Source organism: Actinoplanes sp. NPDC048967 (genome assembly GCF_040649415.1).
GTDB lineage: Bacteria > Actinomycetota > Actinomycetes > Mycobacteriales > Micromonosporaceae > Actinoplanes.
The window spans coordinates 295,810-317,867 of the sequence record NZ_JBEZFL010000002.1; the positions used below are offsets into that span (position 1 = coordinate 295,810).

At 71.3% G+C, this 22,058-nt stretch carries 21 protein-coding genes; 3 read left to right on the forward strand and 18 right to left on the reverse strand.

Annotation, left to right across the window (positions count from 1 at the left end):
- The 12 genes from AB0C12_RS08045 to trpS form a co-directional block, all read right to left on the reverse strand.
- Positions 1–678: a DUF4272 domain-containing protein gene (locus AB0C12_RS08045; protein WP_360545446.1), complete on the reverse strand. Its 678-nt coding sequence runs from the start codon at positions 676–678 to the stop codon at positions 1–3.
- A gap of 6 nt (positions 679–684) precedes the next feature.
- Positions 685–1,962, reverse strand: a complete 1,278-nt coding sequence (locus AB0C12_RS08050; protein ID WP_360545448.1) for a thymidine phosphorylase — start codon at positions 1,960–1,962, stop codon at positions 685–687.
- Positions 1,959–2,672 carry a cytidine deaminase gene (locus AB0C12_RS08055; RefSeq protein ID WP_360545450.1) on the reverse strand — a complete coding sequence of 238 codons (714 nt, stop codon included), beginning with the start codon at positions 2,670–2,672 and terminating at the stop codon, positions 1,959–1,961. Before AB0C12_RS08055 ends, AB0C12_RS08050 begins: the two co-directional genes overlap by 4 nt.
- A 57-nt stretch (positions 2,673–2,729) precedes the next feature.
- Positions 2,730–3,998 carry an ABC transporter permease gene (locus AB0C12_RS08060; protein ID WP_360545452.1) on the reverse strand — a complete coding sequence of 423 codons (1,269 nt, stop codon included), beginning with the start codon at positions 3,996–3,998 and terminating at the stop codon, positions 2,730–2,732.
- A gap of 5 nt (positions 3,999–4,003) precedes the next feature.
- Positions 4,004–5,341 (reverse strand): ABC transporter permease, encoded by a 1,338-nt coding sequence (locus AB0C12_RS08065; protein WP_360545454.1) that lies wholly within the window; start codon positions 5,339–5,341, stop codon positions 4,004–4,006.
- Positions 5,338–6,879 (reverse strand): ABC transporter ATP-binding protein, encoded by a 1,542-nt coding sequence (locus tag AB0C12_RS08070; RefSeq protein ID WP_360545456.1) that lies wholly within the window; start codon positions 6,877–6,879, stop codon positions 5,338–5,340. The genes AB0C12_RS08065 and AB0C12_RS08070 overlap by 4 nt, the downstream gene beginning before the upstream one ends.
- Positions 6,880–7,070: 191 nt before the next feature.
- Positions 7,071–8,165 carry a BMP family ABC transporter substrate-binding protein gene (locus tag AB0C12_RS08075; protein WP_360545458.1) on the reverse strand — a complete coding sequence of 365 codons (1,095 nt, stop codon included), beginning with the start codon at positions 8,163–8,165 and terminating at the stop codon, positions 7,071–7,073.
- 195 nt (positions 8,166–8,360) lie between these two features.
- The gene (locus tag AB0C12_RS08080) at positions 8,361–8,642 is read right to left on the reverse strand and encodes a hypothetical protein (RefSeq protein ID WP_360545459.1); all 282 of its coding nucleotides are present in this window, start codon (positions 8,640–8,642) and stop codon (positions 8,361–8,363) included.
- Positions 8,643–8,678: 36 nt separating this feature from the next.
- Entirely contained in the window at positions 8,679–9,068 is a 390-nt protein-coding gene (locus AB0C12_RS08085; RefSeq protein WP_360545461.1) for a hypothetical protein, read from the reverse strand.
- 7 nt (positions 9,069–9,075) lie between these two features.
- Positions 9,076–9,996 (reverse strand): YihY/virulence factor BrkB family protein, encoded by a 921-nt coding sequence (locus AB0C12_RS08090; RefSeq protein ID WP_360545463.1) that lies wholly within the window; start codon positions 9,994–9,996, stop codon positions 9,076–9,078.
- Between the two features lie 73 nt (positions 9,997–10,069).
- Positions 10,070–10,603: a 2'-5' RNA ligase family protein gene (locus tag AB0C12_RS08095; protein ID WP_360545465.1), complete on the reverse strand. Its 534-nt coding sequence runs from the start codon at positions 10,601–10,603 to the stop codon at positions 10,070–10,072.
- Between the two features lie 5 nt (positions 10,604–10,608).
- Positions 10,609–11,634, reverse strand: a complete 1,026-nt coding sequence (gene trpS, locus AB0C12_RS08100; protein WP_360545467.1) for a tryptophan--tRNA ligase — start codon at positions 11,632–11,634, stop codon at positions 10,609–10,611.
- A gap of 152 nt (positions 11,635–11,786) precedes the next feature.
- On the opposite strand from trpS, the gene galE reads away from it, so the two are divergent.
- Genes galE through AB0C12_RS08115 form a run of 3 tightly spaced genes read left to right on the forward strand, consistent with a single transcriptional unit; the run spans position 11,787 to position 14,165 of the window.
- Complete coding sequence (gene galE / locus AB0C12_RS08105; protein WP_360545469.1) at positions 11,787–12,764, forward strand: UDP-glucose 4-epimerase GalE; 978 nt, start codon at positions 11,787–11,789, stop codon at positions 12,762–12,764.
- Between the two features lie 13 nt (positions 12,765–12,777).
- A complete protein-coding gene (gene galK / locus AB0C12_RS08110) occupies positions 12,778–13,923 on the forward strand; it encodes a galactokinase (RefSeq protein WP_360545471.1) in 1,146 nt (381 codons plus the stop codon).
- Positions 13,924–13,967: 44 nt separating this feature from the next.
- A complete protein-coding gene (locus AB0C12_RS08115) occupies positions 13,968–14,165 on the forward strand; it encodes a hypothetical protein (RefSeq protein WP_360545473.1) in 198 nt (65 codons plus the stop codon).
- Positions 14,166–14,208: 43 nt separating this feature from the next.
- Here AB0C12_RS08115 and AB0C12_RS08120 read toward each other — a convergent pair whose 3' ends face one another.
- From AB0C12_RS08120 to AB0C12_RS08145, 6 genes are read right to left on the reverse strand one after another with little or no spacing between them, the layout of a single operon-like run.
- Entirely contained in the window at positions 14,209–15,201 is a 993-nt protein-coding gene (locus tag AB0C12_RS08120; RefSeq protein WP_360545475.1) for a glycoside hydrolase family 43 protein, read from the reverse strand.
- Positions 15,195–17,345, reverse strand: coding sequence for a family 43 glycosylhydrolase (locus tag AB0C12_RS08125; RefSeq protein WP_360545477.1), 2,151 nt, complete (start codon positions 17,343–17,345; stop codon positions 15,195–15,197). The genes AB0C12_RS08120 and AB0C12_RS08125 overlap by 7 nt, the downstream gene beginning before the upstream one ends.
- A gap of 4 nt (positions 17,346–17,349) precedes the next feature.
- The gene (locus tag AB0C12_RS08130; protein WP_360545479.1) at positions 17,350–18,177 is read right to left on the reverse strand and encodes a carbohydrate ABC transporter permease; all 828 of its coding nucleotides are present in this window, start codon (positions 18,175–18,177) and stop codon (positions 17,350–17,352) included.
- A 2-nt stretch (positions 18,178–18,179) separates the two neighbouring features.
- On the reverse strand, positions 18,180–19,118 hold the full coding sequence (locus tag AB0C12_RS08135) for a sugar ABC transporter permease (RefSeq protein WP_360545481.1): 939 nt from the start codon (positions 19,116–19,118) through the stop codon (positions 18,180–18,182).
- Between the two features lie 5 nt (positions 19,119–19,123).
- Positions 19,124–20,458 carry an ABC transporter substrate-binding protein gene (locus tag AB0C12_RS08140; RefSeq protein WP_360545483.1) on the reverse strand — a complete coding sequence of 445 codons (1,335 nt, stop codon included), beginning with the start codon at positions 20,456–20,458 and terminating at the stop codon, positions 19,124–19,126.
- The gene (locus AB0C12_RS08145) at positions 20,455–21,966 is read right to left on the reverse strand and encodes an alpha-N-arabinofuranosidase (RefSeq protein ID WP_360545485.1); all 1,512 of its coding nucleotides are present in this window, start codon (positions 21,964–21,966) and stop codon (positions 20,455–20,457) included. The genes AB0C12_RS08140 and AB0C12_RS08145 overlap by 4 nt, the downstream gene beginning before the upstream one ends.
- Between the last annotated feature and the right edge of the window lie 92 nt (positions 21,967–22,058).

Here is a 22,058-nt window from a genome sequence, read left to right on the forward strand (position 1 = left end):
CTAGACGGAGAGGTCGACTTCTTCCCACTCCGGCGGCTCCTCGTGGTACGGCCCCACGAACACCACCCCCCACTCGAGCGCCCACCTGCGCTGCCCGATGGCGTTGCTGTCCATCTCCCCCGGCACCGGCACACCGGCCTTCTCCGACTCCTGGAACGCCCAGTCCAGGCAGTAGTAGAGGTCGAGCAGCACCGCCGCCTCGACCGCGTCCCGCGGCGCCACCAGCGACCGGGACCGCCAGCGGTCGAACAGCTCCCCGCCGGGCAGGTCCGGCATCTGCTGCATCAGCCTGTCCTCGGGCGGCTCGGTCGGGTCCAGGTGCCGGCTCAGCCCCAGCAGCCAGGCCAGCGCGAAGACCGCGTCGTGGTGCAGCACGAAGGACCGGTGGTCACCCTTGCCGCCGGCCACGAACTGCCACTCCGGCGGTGTGACGAAATCCACCAGGTGTGAGCTCAGCAACCAGGTCATCGCCGCCTCGGTCGGCATGCCGAAACAGCGGGCCACCACCACGTGCAGCACCGCCGCCCGGGCCTCGAGCTCGGCCGTCGCGCGCAGCTCCACCCCGTCCCCCGGCTCCCAGACCAGCGGGAACGCCGGTGGCGGCAGCGGCAGGCCGAGCCGGTGCAGCTCGTCCAGGCTGGCGTCGCGCACCGCTCGGGGATCGGGGGCGGCCTTCATGACCGATCAGGCTATGCGGTCGATCAGCAGCGGTGCGGGGGCGGGCGCGCCCGGCGCGATCCGGACCGCGCCCTCGGCGGTGGCCAGCGCCGCCGGGATCCGGCCGGCGTCATCGGTACGCAGTTCGAGCAGCACGTCCCCGGCCCGTACGGTGTCGCCCGGGCGCACCTTGAGCATGATCCCGGCGCCGAAGCTCACCGGGTCCTCCTTGCGGGCCCGTCCCGCGCCGAGCCGCCAGGCGGCCAGGCCAACGTCCAGCGCGTCGATGCCCGCGACCACACCGTCGGTGCCGGCGCGCAGCACCTCGGTCTCGCGGGCGGTGGGCAGCGCCGCGTCCGGGTCCCCGCCCTGGGCCCGGATCATCGCCCGCCACGAGTCCATCGCCGCGCCGGACCGGAGCACCTCGGCCGGGTCGGTGTCCAGACCGGCCGCGGCGAGCATCTCCCGGGCCAGCGCCAGGGTCAGCTCCACCACGTCGGCGGGACCGCCACCGGCCAGCACCTCCAGCGACTCCTGGACCTCGATCGCGTTGCCGACGGCCAGGCCCAGCGGGGTGTTCATGTCGGTCAGCAGCGCCACCGTCCGGACCCCGTGCGCGGCGCCCAGCTCGACCATGGTGCGGGCCAGCTCGCGGGCGGTGTCCACGTCCTTCATGAACGCGCCGGTGCCGACCTTGACGTCGAGCACCAGCGCGCCGGTGCCCTCGGCGATCTTCTTGCTCATGATCGAGCTGGCGATCAGCGGGATGGCCTCGACCGTGCCGGTGACGTCGCGCAGGGCGTACAGCTTGCGGTCGGCCGGGGCGAGCCCGTCGCCGGCCGCGCAGATGACCGCACCGACGTCCTGGAGCTGGCGGACGAACTCGTCGTTGCTCAGGGCCGCCCGCCAGCCCGGGATCGACTCGAGCTTGTCGAGGGTGCCGCCGGTGTGCCCGAGCCCGCGCCCGGAGAGCTGCGGCACGGCGGCGCCGCAGGCGGCGACCAACGGGGTCAGCGGCAACGTGATCTTGTCGCCGACACCGCCGGTGGAGTGCTTGTCCACGGTCGGCCGGGAGACGGCCGACAGGTCCAGGCGCTCGCCGCTGGCGATCATCGCCGCGGTCCAGCGGGCGATCTCCGCGGGGGTCATCCCGCGCAGCAGGATGGCCATGGCCAGCGCGGACATCTGCTCGTCGGCGACGGCACCTCGGGTGTACGCGTCCACGACCCAGTCGATCGCGGCGTCGGAGAGCACCCCGCCGTCGCGCTTGGTCCGGATGACGTCGACCGCGGCGAACTCGCTCATGACTGCTCCCACTTGGTGCCGATGCCTTCCGGCGGTTCTCCCTCGCCGGCCCAGGACAGGCCGCCCTCGGCGTCGACGACCACGACCCTGGGGGTACGGGTGAGCCCCCAGGTCACCGCCGCACCGGCCGTCGCGAAGTTCGGCCCCTCCTCGAGGACGCCCTTCTCCGCCTCGGCCTCACCGGGGCTGCCGGCCGACCGCTCCCAGTAACCGGTCCACACCTGCTCGCCGCCGGAGAGGTCCGGGTGCACGAACACCGTCCCGCGGCCGCGCCACTTGGCCAGCTGGGCGGGTACGGCCGGCACCGCGGACGGCCCGGTGACCTTCTCGATGTCGTCGGGCCCGAACGCGTTCGGCAGCAGCTCGGCCATCCGCAGCGGCCGGGGCAGCGCCTCCACCAGACACTCGGCCCCGCCGTGCTCGTACAGCAGCTGGCGGCAGCGACCGCACGGCATCAGCGGCAGGCCGTTGGCGTCGACGCACGAGACGGCGACCAGCCGGCCCCCGCCCGTGGCGTGCAGCGAGCTGACCAGGCCGCACTCGGCGCAGAGGCCGACGCCGTACGACGCGTTCTCCACGTTGCAACCGACCACGACCCGGCCGTCGTCGACGAGCCCGGCCACCCCGACCGGGAAGTCGGAGTACGGGGCGTAGGCGCGGCGCATGGCCTCGATGGCGGCGGCCCGCAGCGAGCCCCAGTCGATCTCCATGCCGCCGATTCTGCCCCACCACCGTTCCGGCCGGTCGTGGCTCCCCTGAACGGCCGGTCAGCTCTTGATGTAGGGCTGTCCGTCGGCGGCCGGCGCGCGGACCCGGCCGACCAGTCCGGCCACCGCGATGATGGTCGCCAGGTACGGCAGCATGTTGAGGAACTGGCTCGGCACCGAGCTGCCCGCGACACTCAGGTACGTGGCCAGCTTCTGCGCGAAGCCGAAGAACAGCGCCGCCCCGAGCGCCCCGAACGGCGTCCAGCGGCCGAAGATCAGCGCCGCCAGCGCGATGAAGCCGGCCCCCGCCGTCATGTTCTTGTTGAAGCTGCCCGTCGCCACCAGCGTGAAGTAGGCGCCACCGGCACCCGCGATGACGCCACCCAGCAGCACGTTGAGGTACCGCAGACCACGTACCCGGATGCCGACCGTGTCCGCCGCCGTGGGGTGCTCGCCGACCGCCCGGGTCCGCAGGCCCCAGCGGGTCCGGGTGAGCCCGAAGTGGATCGCGAAGACCAGGATCAGGGCCAGCCAGACCAGCAGGTTGGTGTCGAACAGGACCGGGCCGACGACCGGGATGTCGGCCAGGCCGGGGATGCGCCACTCGGGCAACCGCGGCGGCTGGTTGTACGACTGCGCGTCGGTCTGCATCAGCCGCTCGTAGAGGAAGCCGGTCATACCCAGCGCCAGCAGGTTGAGCACGATGCCGACCACGACCTGGTCCACCAGGTAGCGGATCGCCAGTACGGCCAGGATCGCCGCGATGAGCACGCCGCCGACCGCCGCGCTGAACAGGCCGGCCCACACGCTGGTCGCCATCGTGCCGACCATGGCCGCGCCGAACGCCCCCATCAGGAACTGGCCCTCGATGGCCACGTTGACCACGCCGGAGCGTTCGCCGAGCACGCCGGCCAGGGCGCCGAGCACCAGCGGCACCGCGAGTTCCAGCGTGCCGCTCGCCGTGTCGACCAGCGGCAGGAACTTGCCGGCCACCTGCCAGCACAGGAACGACAGCACGAAGCCGAGGATGCCCAGGCTCAGCACGGAGGTCTGGTAGCGGCGGGCCAGCCCGGCCAGCAGCACCGCGCCCGCGGCCACCGCGACCAGGCCGAACAGGATCGTGCCCAGCTGGCCGTTGATGGACAGCGCCGCGCCGGCGGCGTCCTCGCTCAGGGTGAACCGAGCGGTCTTCGAGGGGGCGAGCGGCCCGAAGACGGCCGTCGCGATCAGGCCGATCAGGAGCACGCCGACCCCGAGCCGCCGCTGCCGGTCCCAGAACCGGGCCGGGGCCGCGGTCGGTGTCAGGTCCTCCACTGTCGCCGTCGACACCGGGGTCACCAGCCCTTCGCCATCGATGCGCCGAGCCGCGCGGAGCGGGCGGCCCGCAGGTGGAAGATCGCCTTCACCAGGGCCGGGGCCGCGATGAAGATGACGATCAGAGCCTGGAGCACGGTCACCAGCTCCAGGGAGATGCTCGAGAACGACTGCATCCGGTTGCCGCCGGCCCGCAGCGCGCCGAACAGCACCGCGGCGGCCAGGGTGCCCCACGGCCGGTTGCGGCCGAGCAGGGCGACCAGCAGGCCGTCGAAGCCGATGTTGCCGGCCACCTGGGTGGTCAGCGCGTGCGCGGTGCCCAGCACCTGGGTCGCCCCGCCGAGCCCGGCCAGGCCACCGGCGGTGACCATGAGCAGGGTGTACGTGCGCGCGACGCTGATGCCCGCGGTGCGGCTGGCGGCCGGGTTGGCGCCGACCGCGCGCAGCTCGAAGCCGAACGCGGACCGGTTGAGCAGCCAGGCGACCGCCGCGGTGGCCAGCACGGCCAGCACGATGCCCAGGTTGACCCGGACCTCACCACCGACGGCCGGCAGCTGCGCCGAGGAGTCGACCGGCTCGCTGATCGCGTCGCTGCGCCCGCTCTGCTGGATGCCCTTCTGCAGGATCAGCCAGCTCAGGAACAGGTTCGCGGTGTAGTTCAGCATGATCGTGACGATGACCTCGTGGGCGCCGGTGCGGGCCTTGAGGATGCCCGGCACGAAGCCCCAGAGCGCGCCGCCGAGCAGGCCGGCGACGAGCGCGGCGATCAGGTGGATCACCGGCGGCAGCGGCAGCAGGAAACCGGCCAGCGCGGCGCAGATCGTGCCGACGACCGCCTGGCCCTGGCCACCGATGTTGAACAGGCCGCCGCGGAAGGCCAGCGCCACCGACAGGCCGGTGAAGACCAGCGGGGCCGCGTACGTCAGCGTCTCGGAGATCGGGAAGACGACCTGGCGCCAGGTGCCGGTGCCGTTGCTCCAGGCGGTGATCGCGGCCGGGTCGACGATCGCGCCCTTGAACAGGTCCGCGTACGCGTTGCTGACCACGGTCCAGCTGGCGTCGAGCGCGTCGCCGGGCCGGGCGGTGAAGTACGAGAACGTGTCCAGCACCGCCGGGTCGGACACGATGATCAGGATCGCGCCGATGACCATGGCCAGGACGACCGAGAGCACGGTCACGGTGACCGTGTTGGCCGACCACAGGTTGTGCAGGAAGTGGCTCAGGAAGGAGTCGTCGTCGCCCGGCTTCCGGCCGGGGGCGGCAGCCGGCTTGTCCGGCCCGCCCGTGGCGACAGCCGGGTCCGCGGCCGGCTCGTCGGCCGGCTTCCGCGGTGCGCCGACCGGTTCGTCGGTGGTCACTTGGTCCCCTTCTCTGCGGCCCCGTCGCTGTCCGCGGCCGGTCCGGTGCCCGGCTCGGTCACCGGCTCGGCCGGCGCCGCGGCCGCGGGGTCCGTGATGCCGGCCATCAGCAGGCCGATCTCCTCGCGGGGCGTGTCCGGCGAGACGATCGCCAGGATCCGCCCCCTGTACATGACCGCGATCCGGTCGGCCAGCGCCGCGACCTCGTCCAGCTCGCTGGAGACCACCAGTACGGCGGTGCCGACGTCCCGCTCGTGCACGACGCGGCCGTGGATGAACTCGATCGAGCCGACGTCCACGCCGCGGGTCGGCTGCGAGGCGATGAACAGCCGCAGCGGCCGGGACAGCTCCCGGGCCACCACGACCTTCTGCTGGTTGCCGCCGGAGAGCGTGCTGACCGCCGCGTCCGGCGAGGACGTACGGATGTCGAACTGCTCCACCCGCTCGCGGGCCGCCGCGGCGACCGCCGCCGGGTTGAGCCGGAAGGCGTTGCCGTACGGCGCCCGGTCGTACTGGTCGAGCACCAGGTTCTCGGCGACGGTGAACTCCTTGACCACGCCGTCGAGACTGCGGTCCTCGGGCACGTAGCCGACGCCGGAGCGCAGGATCTGCTTGGTGGTCATGCCGGTCAGGTCCTCGTTGTCGACCTGGATGGTCCCGGCCCGCGGCTCGCGCAGGCCCATCACGGCCTCCACCAGCTCGGTCTGGCCGTTGCCCTGCACGCCCGCGATGCCGAGCACCTCACCGGCCCGCACGACCAGGTCGACGCCGTCCACCGCACGGACGCCGCGGTCGTCGTCGACGATCAGGCCGGAGATCTTGAGGACCTCCCGGCCGGGCTCGGCCGGGGCCTTGGTGACCTCCAGGTTGACCGCGCGGCCGACCATCAGGGCGGCCAGCTCGTCCTCGGGGGTGTCGGGAGAGGCCGTACCCACGGTCCGGCCGCGGCGGATCACCGTGATGCGGTCGGCGATCTCCTTGACCTCTTTGAGCTTGTGGGTGATGAAGACGATGGACTTGCCGGCGGTGGCCAGGCTGCGCATGACGGTCAGCAGCTCGCCGGTCTCCTGCGGGGTGAGCACCGCGGTCGGCTCGTCCAGGATCAGCAGGTCGACGTCGCGGGTCAGCGCCTTGACGATCTCGACCCGCTGCTGGGCGCCGACCGGCAGGTTCTCCACCAGGGCGTCCGGGTCGACCGGCAGGCCGTAGCGCTCGGAGACCTCGAGCACCTCGCGCCGGGCCCGGCGCCGGTCCAGGAAGCCGGCCCGCGCCTTCTCGGCGCCGAGGGCGATGTTCTCCGCCACGGTGAAGACCGGTACGAGCATGAAGTGCTGGTGCACCATGCCGATGCCGGCCGCGATGGCGTCGCGGGGGCTGCGGAAGGTCCGCGCCACGCCGTCGACGAGCACCTCGCCCTCGTCGGGCTGGAGCAGCCCGTAGAGCTGGTTCATCAGGGTGGACTTGCCCGCGCCGTTCTCACCGAGCAGGGCGTGCACCTCGCCCGGTTCGACGGTCAGGTCGATGTGGTCGTTGGCCACCAGGTCGCCGAAGCGCTTGGTGATGCCGCGCAGTTCGAGTCTCAGCGGAATCTCCTGCAGACGAGAGGCTGGTGATCAACGGGGGGACGTTAGCAGCCTGAGCAGAGCCGCCGCGCAGGCCGCGGGGATGGACCCCACGACCGCGCGGCGGCCGGATTGCTAGCTCGTGACCCGGTGACCCGGGAAACGGATCACTTGGGGGCGTTGGCCGACTCGACCTTGACCGTACCCGCGATGATGTCCGCCTTGAGCTTGTCGACCTCGGACTTGAGGCCGGCGTCGACCTTGCTGTCGAACTGGTTGTACGGCGCGATGGAGACACCGTTGTTCTCCAGCGTGCCCAGGTAGCCCGGGGTGGCCGCGAGCGGCTTGCCGGAAGCGCCCTCGGAGACAGCCGTCTCGACCGCGTCGGTGATGTTCTTGACGACGGTGGTCAGGAAGACGTCGCAGTACTGCTCGGCGCTCTTGCAGCCGTCCTGGTCGACCCAGATGACCGACACCTTGCCGCCGGACGCCTTGGCGACCTCGGCGGTGCCCAGGCCGGTGCCACCGGCCACCGGCATGACCACGTCGGCGCCCTGGGCGACGAACGTGTTGGTGATCGACTTGCCCTTGTTCTGGTCACCGAAGTTCTCGGCGAAGGTGCCGTTCTGCTTGGCCTTGTCCCAGCCGAGTACGGCGACGTTCTTGCCCTTGGCCTTGTTGTACTGCGCGACACCGTCGGCGAAGCCGTCCATGAAGACGGTGACCGGCGGGATCTTCAGGCCGCCGTAGGTGGCCACCTTGCCGGACTTGGAGTAGCCCGCGGCGAGGTAGCCGGCCAGGAAGGCCGCCTGCTCGGTGGCGAACTGCATCGGGAAGACGTTGGTCGCGCCCGCGATGCTGCTGTCCACGATGCCGAACTGCTGGGTCGGGCTCTCCTTGGCCACCTTCTCGGTGGCGCCGCCCATCAGGCCGCCGACCGCGAGGATGAAGTTGCACTTCTGCGTGACGAACTGCCGCAGGTTGGGCTCGTAGTCGGCCTCGGCCGTCGATGCCACGTACTTCGGGTCGACACCGCTCTGCGCCTCCTTGGCGGCCTGCATGCCGGCCCACGCCGAGGCGTTGAACGAGCGGTCGTCGATGCCACCGGTGTCGGTGACCATGCACGCCTTATATGCCGCGGCGGCGCTGCTCGCGCCCCCACTCGGGGTCTCGTCCGGGGCGTCGCCACAGGCAGCGGCGGCGAGCGAGAGCCCACCCGCCGCGAGAATCGCAACGATTCGCTTCCCACGTACTGGGCGCAAGACGCCCTCCTTCCACAGCGCACCGGCACTTCGCGGTGCGTCTCAGGTCGGGAGCGTAGCCGCAGGCCACGGCGGCGTCAGGAATTCGGACCGGACTGTTGGCGCACCGTTATCTGGCCGCGACCGGCCGGGCTCCTGAACGCCGCTTTAGCAAGACTGGGGCGGGAAATGCCCGGTTGCCCGAGTAACCCGCCGTTAATCTTTCGGCGGCACCGGACCCACGGCCACGTTTTCTTCGGCGCGTCGCGGTGCGGGGGCCGCCGCGCGCCAGGCCCGGACACCCAGCACGCCGACCGTCGTGCCGATCACGAGAGACGCGGCGATCAGCAGGGCGTGCACCCAGAGGAACGACGTCGGGCTGCCGTCGGCGAACGACCGGTCGTCGCGGTAGATCGCCAGGCCGAACCGGGGCCAGATGAGCCACGTCCAGACACCGACCAGGACCAGGAACGCCGACCACCGTCGCGAGAGCACCACGACACGAGTATGCCCGCCCGGCCGCGGGGCTCCCGGTCAGCCGCCCGCGGTGAGCTTCGCGGCGATGCGGGCGAAGCCGGCGCGGACCTCGGCCTCGGACGGCGGCCGGCCCGGCGTCGTGCGCAGCGGCCCCTCGCCGTCCAGCTCGGTCGCGGTGGTGTCGATGTCCTGGCCGGAACGGGCCAGCTCGATCTCGGCGCGGATCGCGTCGGCGTCGGCCAGCGGCAGCAGCGGTTCCACGACCGCCATCAGGTCCTCGTCGGCCACCACGGCCTGAGCCAGCGCGAGGGCGTGCGGCCGTTCGTACGGCCCGCAGACCAGCGGCTCCCATTCCTCGTCGTCGTCCAGCGCGCCGATGGTGATGATCCAGGGCAGGTCCGCCACCGGCGAGTCAGGCGGCAGGTGCAGCGTCACGAGGGTCCCCACCCGCTCATCATTCCGGGCGGTGGTGCCGAATCCAGGTATTTTGCCCCACCGGAGCAGTTTTATCGTCAGCTGACAGGTCCACCACGCGGCCGTGCGGGCTGGTCGCCGCCCAGGCCGCGCCGAACAGCAGCAACTGGTTGAAGACGTACAGGTAGACCAGCACGCCCACGGCGCTGGCGACCAGACCGTACGCGGGGTTGCGCTCGACCAGGCCGAGCAGCGAGCGGCCCACCGTGTTGAGCAGGGTGATGCCGATGCCGACCTGCAGCACCGGCGGGGCCATCCGGCGCGCGGTCATCCGCAGCCGCGGTACGGCGGCCAGCAGGGCCGCCGCCAGCAGCATGTTGATGCCCAGCGTGAGGAGGAGGCTGACCATCGCCCGCAGGAAGGACACGTGCCCGCCGGCCAGCCACTCCAGCAGCGATTCCAGGCCGTAGACGGCGAACACCGAGATGGCGAGCAGCAGCAGGATCCCGATCATCACGAGCAGGTCGACGACCTGGCGCACGCCGATGTAGCCGGGCTGCTCGTTGAGCCGCCAGATCAGCCGCTGCGACGAACGGATCGCCTCCACCCAGCCGATGCCGGTGAACACCAGGCCGACGATGCCGACGATGCCGACGGTCTTGCCGCTGGCCAGGATCGCCTCGACGTCCAGGAACGGCAGATTCTCCCCGAGGAACTCCTGCACGACCTGGAACAGCGCACTGTTGGACTTGATCAGGAAGCCGAAGACCGAGTAGCCGATCAGCGCCAGGGCGAAGACCGCGAAGAAGCCGTAGTAGGCGATCGCCGCGGCGAGCCGGCCACCCAGCACCTCGTCGTAGCGCAGCAGGGCACGGCACAGGTGGTCGAAGTACCGCGAGCGGTGCCGCAGGGCCATGATCCGGGTCTCGACCGCGGCGTACGCCCGGTCGATGGCGTTCACGCCGCCGACCGTACCCAATGCGGCGGGGTCTGTCCGCGCAGGCCCGGGCGGGTCCTCCGGCGGGCCGGGCTGGTTAACGCAGGCCGCCGAGCGGGTAGTCGCGCCGGCGCTGCCACGGGCCCTCGCCGCCGTGCGAGAAGAGCGTGAAACCGCCGACGTCGAAGCGCGCCGAGAAGCCGGCCAGATCCTCGAAGACCGCGTCCAGCGCATCGCCCGGCACGTCCTGGGCGACCGTCACGTGCGGGTGGTACGGGAACCGGGTGTCCCGGTTGATCGCCTCGGACGCGGTGATCGCGGCGGCCAGCAGCTCGCACTCGCTGATGCCGACCGCGAGGGTCACGAAGACCACCTCGGTGACCGGCCGGAACGTGCCGGTGCCGCGCAGGTGGATGGTGAACGGCTGCTGGGCCGCGGCGACCGCCTCGAGGTGCTTCTCGACGTCGGGCAACGCGTCGGTGCGGATCTCGGTCGGGCCGAGCAGAGTGACGTGCGCCGGCGTGTACGCCGCCTGCGGATCGCCCGCCGCGCCCCGGCGGCGGGTCAGCTCCGAGCCCCACGGCTCGGGGATGTCGATCGCGACGCCGATGCGCGTCGTGCCCTCGGCCACGCGGGTCAGACCTCGCGCGCCGGGCTGAGGAAACCGAGGTGCTGGTAGGCGTTGGCCAGCGTGACCGCGGAGACCGCCCGGGCCTTGTCGGCGCCGACCGCGAGGACCTTGTCGAGGTAGCCCGGGTCCTCCAGGTAGGTGCGGGTGCGCTCCTGGACCGGCTTGACGAACTCGACGAAGACCTCGGCCAGGTCCTTCTTGAGGTCGCCGTAGCCGCGGCCGTCGTACTCCTCGAGCAGTTCGTCTATGGTCCGCTGGGTCAGCGCCGCGTACATGGTCAGCAGGTTGCTGATGCCGGGCTTGTTCTCCTCGTCGTAGAGGATCTCGCGGCCGGTGTCGGTGACCGCCGACTTGATCTTCTTGGCCGACCGGGCGGGCTCTTCGAGCAGCTCGAGGATGCCGTTGGGCGACGACGCGGACTTCGACATCTTCGAGGTCGGGTCCTGCAGGTCGGTGATCTTGGCGGTGTCGCGCACGATGTACGCCGCCGGCACGGTGAAGGTCGGGCCGAACCGGGTGTTGAACCGCTGGGCCAGGTCGCGGGTGAGCTCGAGGTGCTGGCGCTGGTCCTCGCCCACCGGCACGGCGTCGGCCTGATAGAGCAGGATGTCCGCGGCCTGCAGGATCGGGTAGGTGAACAGCCCGACACTGGTGGTGTCCGAGCCCTGCTTGGCCGACTTGTCCTTGAACTGGACCATCCGGCCGGCCTCGCCGAAGCCGGTGATGCAGCTCAGCACCCAGGCGAGCTGCGCGTGCTCGGGGACGTGCGACTGCACGAAGAGGGTGCAGCGCTCCGGGTCCAGACCCAGGGCGAGCAGCTGCGCGACCGACAGACGGGTGCGGTTGCGCAGGGCCACCGGGTCGTGCCCCATGGTGATCGCGTGCAGGTCCACGACGCAGTAGAAGGCGTCGGCGGTCTCCTGCATGGACACCCAGTTGCGGACCGCGCCGAGGTAGTTGCCGAGGTGGAAGGAATCGGCGGTCGGCTGGATGCCGGAGAGCACCCGGGGACGGTGGTCGGCGTCGGACATGAGCGCCATTGTGTCAGCTTCGCGGGGCTTTCCGTCAAACGCCCGGCACCGGATAGTCTGATGTTTGAACGTGTTGACTTATGATCGTTCTTGGTGGAAAGCTATTCTGAAGTCAGCGCGTCCGTCCAGCATCCGCTACGAAAGGTCACGACGTGAAACTGCTCGTCACGGGAGGGGCCGGATATATCGGCAGCGTCACCAGCCGGCTGCTGCTCGACGCCGGTCACGAGGTCACCGTCCTGGACAACCTCAGCACCGGTTTCCGGGAGGCGGTCGCGCCCGACGCCACCTTCGTACAGGCCGACATCGCCGAGGCCGGCAGCGTGCTGACCCCGCAGGCCGGCTTCGACGCGGTGGTGCACTTCGCGGGCCTGATCGCCGCGGGCGAGTCGATGGTCAAGCCCGAGCTGTACTGGGACCACAACCTGGTCCGCTCGCTGGCGCTGCTGGACGCCGTACGCAGCGCCGGGGTGCCGCGCATCGTCTTCTCCTCCACCGCCGCGGTCTACGGCAACCCCACCGAGCTGCCCATCACCGAGTCCGCGGTCAAGGCCCCGACCAGCACGTACGGCGCGACCAAGCTGGCCTTCGACCTCGCGCTGACCTCCGAGACGTTCGCGCACCGGCTGGCCGCGGTCTCGCTGCGCTATTTCAACGTGGCCGGCGCGCTGATCCGCCCCGACGGCACCGCCATCGGCGAGCGGCACGACCCGGAGACCCACCTCATCCCGATCGCCCTGCAGGTGGCCGCGGGCCGGCGGGAGAAGCTCCAGCTCTTCGGCGACGACTACCCGACCGCCGACGGCACCTGCGTGCGCGACTACATCCACGTGGAGGACCTGGCCCGGGCCCACCTGCTCGCGCTCGGCGCGGCCACCCCGGGCGAGCACAGGATCTACAACCTGGGCAACGGCAACGGCTTCTCCAACCGTCAGGTCGCCGAGGTGGCTCGCGAGGTCACCGGGGCCGAGCTGCCGGTCGAGGTCGCGCCGCGCCGCGACGGTGACCCGGCCAGCCTGGTCGCCTCGTCGCAGCGGGCCCGCGACGAGCTCGGCTGGGTGCCGGAGAAGGACACGCTGACCGACATGATCGGCGACGCGTGGGCGTTCTACCGCAGCCACGTCGCGTGATCTGATCATGGACATGACTGTTGCATCCTCCGCGGCGCAGGCCTTCCGCGACGCCTACGGCGCCGAGCCCACCGGACTCTGGGCGGCGCCCGGCCGGGTCAACCTCATCGGCGAGCACACCGACTACAACGACGGCTTCGTGCTCCCCTTCGCCTTGCCGCAGCACGTGGTCGCGGCGGCGTCCCCGGCCGAGGGCCCGGACTGGACGGTGTGCTCGACCTTCACCGAGGGCTCGGTCTCGTTCGGCGCCACGCAGCCCGGCGACGTCGAGGGCTGGGCCGGTTATGTGGCCGGCATCGTCTGGGCCTTGCAGGAGGCCGGCTTCGAGGTGCCGCCGGCCCGGATCGCGTTCGCCTCGGACGTGCCCGTGGGCGCCGGGGTCTCGTCGTCCGCCGCCCTGGAGTCGGCCACGCTGACCGCCCTGGTCGAGCTGGGCGGGCTGAATCTCCCGGTGGCCGAGCGGCCGGCGCTGGCCCAGCGCGCGGAGAACCTCTACGTCGGGGCGCCGACCGGGATCATGGACCAGTCGGCCTCGATCCGCTGCACCGAGGGCCGGGCGCTGTTCCTGGACTGCCGGTCGCTGGCGGTCGAGCAGATCCCGTTCGACCTGGCGGCCGACGGCCGGGCCATCCTGATCATCAACAGCAACGCCCCGCACCAGCACGTCGACGGCGAGTACGGCGCCCGCCGCAAGTCCTGCGAGGAGGCCGCCCGCATCCTCGGCGTCCCGGCCCTGCGTGACGTCACCCTCGACGGCCTCGACGCGGCGCTGGCCCGGCTCGACGACGACGTGACCCGCCGCCGGGTACGCCACATCGTCACCGAGAACCAGCGGGTCCTCGACACGGTGGAACTGCTGCGGTCCGGCCGGATCCGCGAGATCGGCCCGCTGATGACGGCGTCGCACGCCTCGATGCGCGACGACTTCGAGATCACGGTGGCCCAGGTCGACGTCGCGGTCGAGGCGGCGCTGGCGGCGGGCGCGTACGGGGCCCGGATGACCGGCGGCGGCTTCGGCGGCTGCGTGCTGGCCCTGATCGAAGCGGACCGGGCGGACGAGACCACGGCGGCGGTCGAACGCGCGTACGCGGAGCACGACTTCACCGCACCGACCACCTGGTCGGCCGTTCCCGGCCCGGGGGCTGCCCGCCTGCCCTGACCCGCGGGGGTGTCAGCGGTCGCGCAGCGGGTATGGATCCGGTCATGACTGCGCAATCCGAACCGAACCAGCCGAACGAGTTCGGCTTCGCCGGGGGCGCCACCGCGCCGCAGCCCGAGTCCGAGCGGGACCCGGCCGACCGGGTCGACGCCGAGCGGGTCGCGGTGCCGTCCGACGACCTCACCAAAGCCCTCTCCGACGGCATCGAGAACGCGACCCAGCGCGACGACGCGAAGGACTGACGGCAGATCACCGGGCGGGCTCCGGAGCCCGCCCGGTGCCGTTTCACCTGGGCCAGGGCTGGGGCTGGGCGTTGGGGCCGCGCACGACCGGGCGGCCGTCCACCCAGTCGACCCGGTCCAGCCAGAGCTGGCGGCCCGGGGCGACGCTGCCGATCGCCTCCGGCGGCCACGCGTGGTAGAGCAGCCAGGTCTCCCCGGCCGGCGTGGTGACCAGAAAGCTGTGCCCGGGCCCGGCCGCGGCCGGTGTCGAGCGCAGGATCGGATTCTCCGCCGCTTTGCGGCACGGCCCGAGCGGGCTGTCGCACTCGGCGTAACCGACGGCGTAGACGTCTTTGTCGAAGGCGTTCGCCGAGTAGAACAGGAACAGCTTGCCGTCGTGGCGGACCAGCTGCGGCGCCTCGATGACGTGGTCCTCCCAGCCGGCGTCGTTGGTCAGCAGCCGGACCGGCGCGCCCACCAGCGACCGGCCGTCCGGGCTCAGCCGGCTGCCGTAGAGGTGGGTCGGCTCCCCGATGTGGTTGCCGTCGTTCTTCCAGTGCAGCCAGAGAGCGCCGTCGGCGTCGGCGTACGGGCTGGCGTCGATCGAGCCACCCTCGCCGGCCTGGCAGATCAGCGGCTCGGTCGCGTCGTCGACGAACGGACCCAGCGGGGACCCGGCCCGGGCGACGCCGATGCATTGCAGGTTCGCCGCCGTGGACCGGGCCGTGTAATACAGCAGGTAACCACCGTCCGCGGCGATGACCTCGGGCGCCCACGTGTTGCCGCGCTCGGCCCACTTGCCCACCTCGGGCAGCGCCTCCCCGGCCGGGGTCCAGATGACCAGGTCCGGCGAGGTCATCACCGGTACGTTCTGGCTGGTGTTGTTGGTGCCGTAGGCGTACCAGGTGCCGTCGGCCAGGATCGCGCCCGGATCCGGGAAGTTCTCCAGGTACACCGGGTTGGTGAAGGTGGGCTGGGCCACGGTCGGCTCCTTCGTGCCGCCGCATCCGGCGGCGAGCATTCCGATGGACAGGATGCTGATCAGGCGTTTCACCACCGGCGGAACCGCAGGTAGTCGAAGGACGCGGTGACGGCCGGCTGGGCGCCGCCGTGGGCGATCAGCCCGATCCGCGGTTGCGAGTCCGCGGGCAGGGTCCACACGCCGCCCCAGGTCCAGGTACGGCCGTCCCGGCTGACCCCGGCCCGGTACTCGTGCTCCCCGTTGACGTTGTCGACGTGGTGCGCCAGCCGCAGCCAGGTGGTGGTCAGGCCGGGGGTGCCGGCGATGGTGCCGCCGTACGAGGTGGTGCCCGCGTACGGGATCTCGTGGCCGAACTCGACCTGCCGGGTGTTCCAGATGGCCACCGCGGACAGCCGCGCGAACTCGTCGTCCCCGGCGTACGCGATGAGCCCGGCCTGCTGGTAGTTGCGCACCGAGTCCTCGCCCAGGTCCAGGCTCAGTTTGGTCTCGGCGATCCAGCTGCCGTCCGGTGCGTCGCGCAGCAGCACGCCCGCGTTGTTCGAGGTGCCGGTGAGGTCGGCGTTCTGCACCGGCCAGCGCAGCGCGCCGCCGGTGACGGTCGCCGCCGGGTCGGGCCGCACGAACGTCCAGGCCGGGCTCAGCGCCGAGCCGGTGAACTCGTCGGAGTACGCGGTCAGTGCCCGCCCGGGTTCCGGCACGGCGGCCGCCCGGCGGACCGGTTCGGCCGGCGGGCCCACGCTGACGTTGTCCACCTCTGCAGTGGCGGTGGCCGTGACACCGACGACGGTTCGCCCGCCGGTCCGCCCGGTCGCCACCGTGGTGTCGTCGAGTGTGGCGGTGATCCGGCCGTCGCGGACGTCCACGGCCAGGTGGTGCCAGGCCGTCGCGTCGAAGCCGGCCGGCAGCGCGGTCCGGCGCGCGCCGACGACCAGGGCGTTGCCCGAGACCCGGACCGCGGTGGATCCGATCATCAGGCCGGCGGGGCCGCGGACGTCGGCCTCCGCGCGCAGGTCTCCGCGCTGCGGCGCCCGGGCGAGCAGCGTGCCGGATCCGCGGAGCCGGCCGTCGACTGCCGCCCACTTGCCGTCGGCCACCCGCCACTGCCGAGGGGACAGGGTGTCGAAGTCGTCCTGCAACGGCGTGCGGGTGACCGGCGTGGCGACCGGCCGCTCGGACGCCCACTCGCCGGCCCGCACGGTCGGCCAGCCGCCGATCCAGTCCAGGCGGTCCAGCAGCATCGGCCGCTCGTTGATCCCGAACGGCTCGTCCAGGTACGGGTCGGCCCGGTCGATGGCGTGGTACGCGAGCCAGTCCTGGCCGGCCAGGTCGGTGATCAGCCCGTTGTGGCCGGTGCCGACCCACTTGTTGCCGTTGGGGGCGACGACCGGGGTGCCGCCGGCCCGGGACACGTCCAGCCGCAGGCCGTCGCGGTCGGTGAACGGACCGCGCGGGTCACGGGAGCGTCCCACCGACACCGAGTAGCCCGTGGTCGGGCCGGCGCAGCAGTTGGCCGAGGAGGCGAACAGGTAGTACCAGCCGTCGCGGCGGACGACGTACGCGCCCTCGAACTTGTTGTCGATCGCGACGCGGGTCGCCGTACCGGTGATGTGCAGGCCGTCCGCGGACAGCTCGCTGACCCAGATGCCGCCGAAGTAGCTGCCGTAGTAGAGGTAGCCGCGGCCGTCCGGGGTGGTGAGCCGGGCCGGGTCGAAGGTCCACAGCCAGCCGCCGTCGCCGCTGGGCCGGGGTGCGACGACCGGCTCGTCCACGAAGGTCCAGGGGCCGGTCGGGGTCGGTGCGGTGGCCGCTCCGATCGCCGACCGGCCCGGGCCGCCCGTGGTTTCGGTGACGGTGACGTACATGACCCACTTACTGCCGATGCGGCGGACGTCGGGAGCCCAGAAGGCGGCGTTCTCGGCCGCGAACGCCGGACGCTGACCCTCGGCGAACGCGTCGCCCACGTACGTCCACGACACCAGGTCGGTCGAGCGCGCGGTCGGGATCCGGTGGAAGACCTTCTCGCCCTCGCGCAGCGGGTCGGTGGTGCCGTACGCGTACCAGAAACCGTCGTCGCCCCGCACGACCATCGGGTCGGCGAACGTGTCCGCGAAGGACGCGGAGACCGGGTTGGTGTAGGTCGGCCGCTGCGGCGCGGCCTGCGCCGCAGCGGGAGTGAGCAGCAGAATCGCCGCGGCGAGCGCGGCCGTGCACCGTCGCATGAGATCAGCCCTTCAGGCCGGACCGGGAGACACCCTCGATGATGTAGCGCTGGCTGACCATGAACAGGATCAGCGCCGGGATGCTGGCCAGCGCGGCGCCGGCCATGATCACCGGATAGTTGATGTTGTACGCGCCCTGCAGCGTGCCCAGCCCGGGCGGCAGCGTGAAGTTCTCCGGGCTGAACAGCGTGTAGACCGGCCAGATGAAGTCGTTCCAATTGGTCAGGAAGCTGATCACGGCCAGGGTGGCCAGGGCCGGTTTGGACAGCGGCAGGATCACCTTGGTGAAGATCTGCCACGAGTTGGCCCCCTCCAGCAGCGCGGCCTCCTCCAGCTCCCGGGGCAGTCCGAGGAAGAACTGCCGCAGGAAGAAGACCCCGAAGGCGCTGGCCGCGCCGGGCACGATCAGCGCCCAGAGGCTGTCCAGCCAGCCCAGCCGGTCGATGATCAGGAAGTTGGGGATGATCAGCGTGAAGATCGGCACGAACAGGGTCGCGATGATCAGCGCGAAGACGATCTTCTTGCCGCGGAACTCCATCCGGGCCAGCGCGTAGGCGGCCATCGACGCGACCACGAGCACCAGCAGCGCCTGTCCGCTCGCGGCGAGCAGGCTGTTGAGGAACCAGCGCAGCACGGGCGTCTGCGAGTCACCGGTGAACAACGTGTCGTACGCGCTGGTCGTCGGGTCCGCCGGCAGGACCGTGGGCGGCACCCGGGTCGCCTCGTCGGCGCTCTTGAACGAGGTGGTCAGCATCCACACGATCGGGGCGATGAAGACCAGGCTGAGCAGGCCCAGCAGGGAGTACCAGGCGATACCGCGGATTCGGCCCATGCTCAGTCCTTCTCCCGGAACAGGCGGAAAGTGATCATGCTGACCAGCAGCAGGCCCAGGGTCAGCAGGTAGCTCATCGCGGCCGCGCTGCCCATCCGGTAGCTGCGCAGGCCCTCCTCGGCGATGTACATGATCGCCGTGCGGGTCTCGACCCCCGGCGCGCCCTGGGTGATCAGGTACGCCTGGCCGAACATGTTGCTGGAGGCCAGGATCGTGTTGATGACGATGAACAGCAGCACCGGCCGCAGCCCGGGCAGCGTCACGTGGCGGAACTCGGCCCAGCGGCCGGCCCCGTCCACCTTGGCCGCGTCGTAGAGCTCGCGCGGGATGTCCTGCAGGCCGGCCAGATAGATGACGGCGTTGAAGCCCAGCGTCCACCAGACGGTCACGCCGACCAGGGAGATCCACGCCCAGGGCAGGCCGGTGGTCCAGGCGGTGTCATCGGGCAGGCCGACGGCTCCCAGCATGGCGTTGATCGCGCCCAGGTTCGGGTCGAGCAGGAAGCGCCACAGCACGCCGATGACCGCCACACCCAGCACGTACGGCGCGAAGTACACCGCCCGGAAGAAGGTGCGGCCCTTGAACGAGCGGTTCAGCAGCAGCGCGATGGCCAGCGGCACGGTGACCAGCAGCGGCACGCTGAACACCGTGAAGATCGCGGTGGCCTGCATGCTCTGCCAGAAGAAGTCGAACACCGGCGACGCGCTGTCGAACAGCGCCTGGTAGTTGTCCAGCCCCACGAAGGGCTTGCCGGGCAGCAGGTAGTCCCATTCGTGCAGGCTGATCCAGAGCCCGTAGCCGGCCGGCACGAGCGTGAAGGTCGTGAACAGCAACGCGTAGGGCAGCAGGTACAGGTATGGGGTGACGCCCGACCCCCGCCTCGGCGCCCGGGTCGCGGGCGCCGAGGTCGAGGTGGTGGCCGTCTCCAGCACGTCCACCATGGTGGTCAGCCGCCGTACTTCTTGCGGTTCTGCTCGAGGATCTGGTTGGCCTTGGCGGCCGCGTCGGCCAGCGCCTTGCCGGGCTCCTTGCGCAGCAGGATCGCCTCGTTGACCGCGGTGTCCACGGTGGCCAGGGCGTCCGGGATGCCCGGCACCGACGGCGGGAAGTGCAGGTTGTCGATCTGGGTGCCGATCGCCGCCTGCTCCTTGAGCGCCGCGAAGTCGGCGCTGTCGCGGATCTCCTTGCGGGCCGGCACCTGACCGCCCTTGGCCCACTCCAGCGACTGCTGGCTGATGAAGTTGATGAAGACCTTGCCCGCCTGCAGCTTGTTGGCGTCCTGGGTGCGCTGCTTGAACTGCACGAACTGGTGCGAGCCGGCCCACGCGGCGGGCTGGGTGCCGATCTGCGGCAGCGCCGAGACGCCCCACTCCATGCCCTTGACCCCGCGCAGCGTGTTGATCGTCCAGATGCCGTTCCAGTTGAACGCGGCCTTGCCGTTCTGCAGGGCGATCAGGTCGGCGTCCTGGGCCACGTTCTTCGGGCTGTAGCCGTTCTTGACCAGGTCGGTGAGCCAGGTCAGCGCCTGCACGCCGGGCTGCTCGGCGAACAGCGGCTTGGTCGCCTTCTCGTCGAACAGCTGGCCGCCGAACTGCCAGGTCAGCGCCTCGAACTGGAGCGTGCCGGTGAACGGGAACGGAGTCGCCCAGTGCCCCTGGACGCCCTTGGACTTGAGTTTGTCCAGGGCCGCCATGTACTCCTCGTTGGTGGTCGGCGGCTTCTCCGGGTCCAGCCCGGCGGCCCGCAGGACCTTCTTGTTCCAGAACATGCCGAGCGGGTGCACGTCCAGCGGGATGGCGTAGCGCTTGCCGTTGTAGACCCCGGCCTGCCACACCGGTGGCGAGAAGTCGCTCTCGGTCAGCTGCAGGGACTTGGCCAGGTCGTCCAGCGGCAGGACCACGCCCCGGGCGGCGTTGGTGGCGACCTGGTCGACGTGCATGATGCCCAGGTCCGGGCCGTTGCCGGTGGACACGGCGGCCGGCACCTTCTGGTAGTAGTCGGCCCACTCGTACACGTTCATCGTGACCTTGATGTTGGGGTTCGCGCTGTTGAACTTCTCCACCAGCGACTTCATCACCGGGCCGTCACCGCCGGTGAAGCCGTTCCAGAAGGTCAGCGCGACGTTGGGACCGGTGTAGTTGGTGGCCGCGGGCTGGGCGTTCTCGCCACCACCGCCGACGACGGGATTGGGGCCGTCGTCACCGCAGGCGCCGAGCAGGACGGCGCCGCCGGCGCCTACGCCGAGCCCGAGCAGGCCGCGGCGGGTGAGATGTGGTTTCACGGTTTCTCCTCGGGGGTGAAGCTCAGGGCGTGCCAGGAGACAGGGGGAAGCAGGACGGTGGCGCGGCCACCGTCGAGGGCAGGCATTTCTTCGGTACGGGGACGGACGCGATCAGGAGCAGCGGCCGTGTTGCCGATGGACGGGTCGTCCTCGGCGAGCCGGATCCACTGTCCCGGGCGCAGTCCGGGAAAAGCCCGCAGGTCGATGTCCAGCGGGACAGCTTCGGTGCCGCGGTTGACGGCGAAGACGGCGAGCCGGCCGGAGCGCTCGTCGAGGGTGGCGACCGCGTCCACCACCGGCACCTCGCCGTAGCGGCCGGTGGACATGGTCGGTGACTGCACGCCCGCCCGCAGCACGGTGCCGTGGGCGAGCCGGGCGGTCTGGGCGAACGGGTGGTAGATGGTCTGCCGCCAGGCGGGGCCGCCCGGTGTGGTCCGGATCGGCGCGATGATGTTGACCAGTTGGGCCTGCGCGCCGACGGTGACCCGGTCGGCGTGGCGCAGCATGCTGATCAGCAGGTTGCCCACGACCATCGCGTCGGTGACGGTGTAGTCGTCCTCGATGAGCGCCGGGGTGTCCTCGATCGGCCGGTCCTCCGGCTCGGTGAAGCGGGACTGGTACCAGACGTTCCACTCGTCGAGGGCCAGGTTGATCCGCTTCTGCCGGCGCAGCTTGGCCCGTACGTGATCGGCGGTGGCGACGATGTCGTCGATGAAACCGTCGAGATTGACAGCGGCGGCCCGGAAGCTGGCCTCGTCCTGGCTCTCCGGGTCGTAGTAGCTGTGCAGGGACAGGTAGTCGACGTGGTCGTACGTCTGCTCCAGCACGGTGGCTTCCCACGCGGCGAAGGTCGGCATGTCCGCCTTGGAGCTGCCGGCGGCCACGAGCTGGATGGTGGGGTCGACCCGCTTCATGGCGTGCCCGGCCCGGGCGGCGAGCCGGCCGTACTCCAGCGCGGTCAGGTGGCCGATCTGCCAGGGCCCGTCCATCTCGTTGCCCAGGCACCAGAGCCGGATGTCGTGCGGGCGGGCCACGCCGTGCTTGCGGCGCAGGTCGGCGGCCGCGGTGCCGTCCGGCAGGTTGCAGTACTCGACCAGCTCGGCGGCCTCGACGATGCCGCGGGTGCCCAGGTTGACCGCCATCATCGGCTCGACCCCGGCCAGCTCGGCCCAGCGCATGAACTCGTTGAGCCCGAACGCGTTGCTCTCCAGCGACCGCCAGGCCAGGTCGAGGCGCCGCGGCCGGTCGCCGACCGGGCCGACGCCGTCCTCCCAGCGGTAGTTGGAGACGAAGTTGCCGCCCGGGTAGCGCACCAGCGTGACGCCCAGCTCGCGGACCAGCTCGAGCACGTCGGTGCGCAGCCCGTCAGCGTCCGCCGCCGGGTGGCCGGGCTCGAAGATGCCGGTGTAGACGCAGCGACCCATGTGCTCGACGAACGAGCCGAAGAGCCGCCGGTCCACCGCACCGATGGCGAAGGCGGGGTCGAGGGTCAGCCGAGCCTTGTCCACGTAGCGCTCCTGTCCGCAGGTCTGTGTGCCGCCTCACACTGTTTACAACGTTGGAACCAACGTTGTAAAGAGGTCGACACCCGGTCGTTACC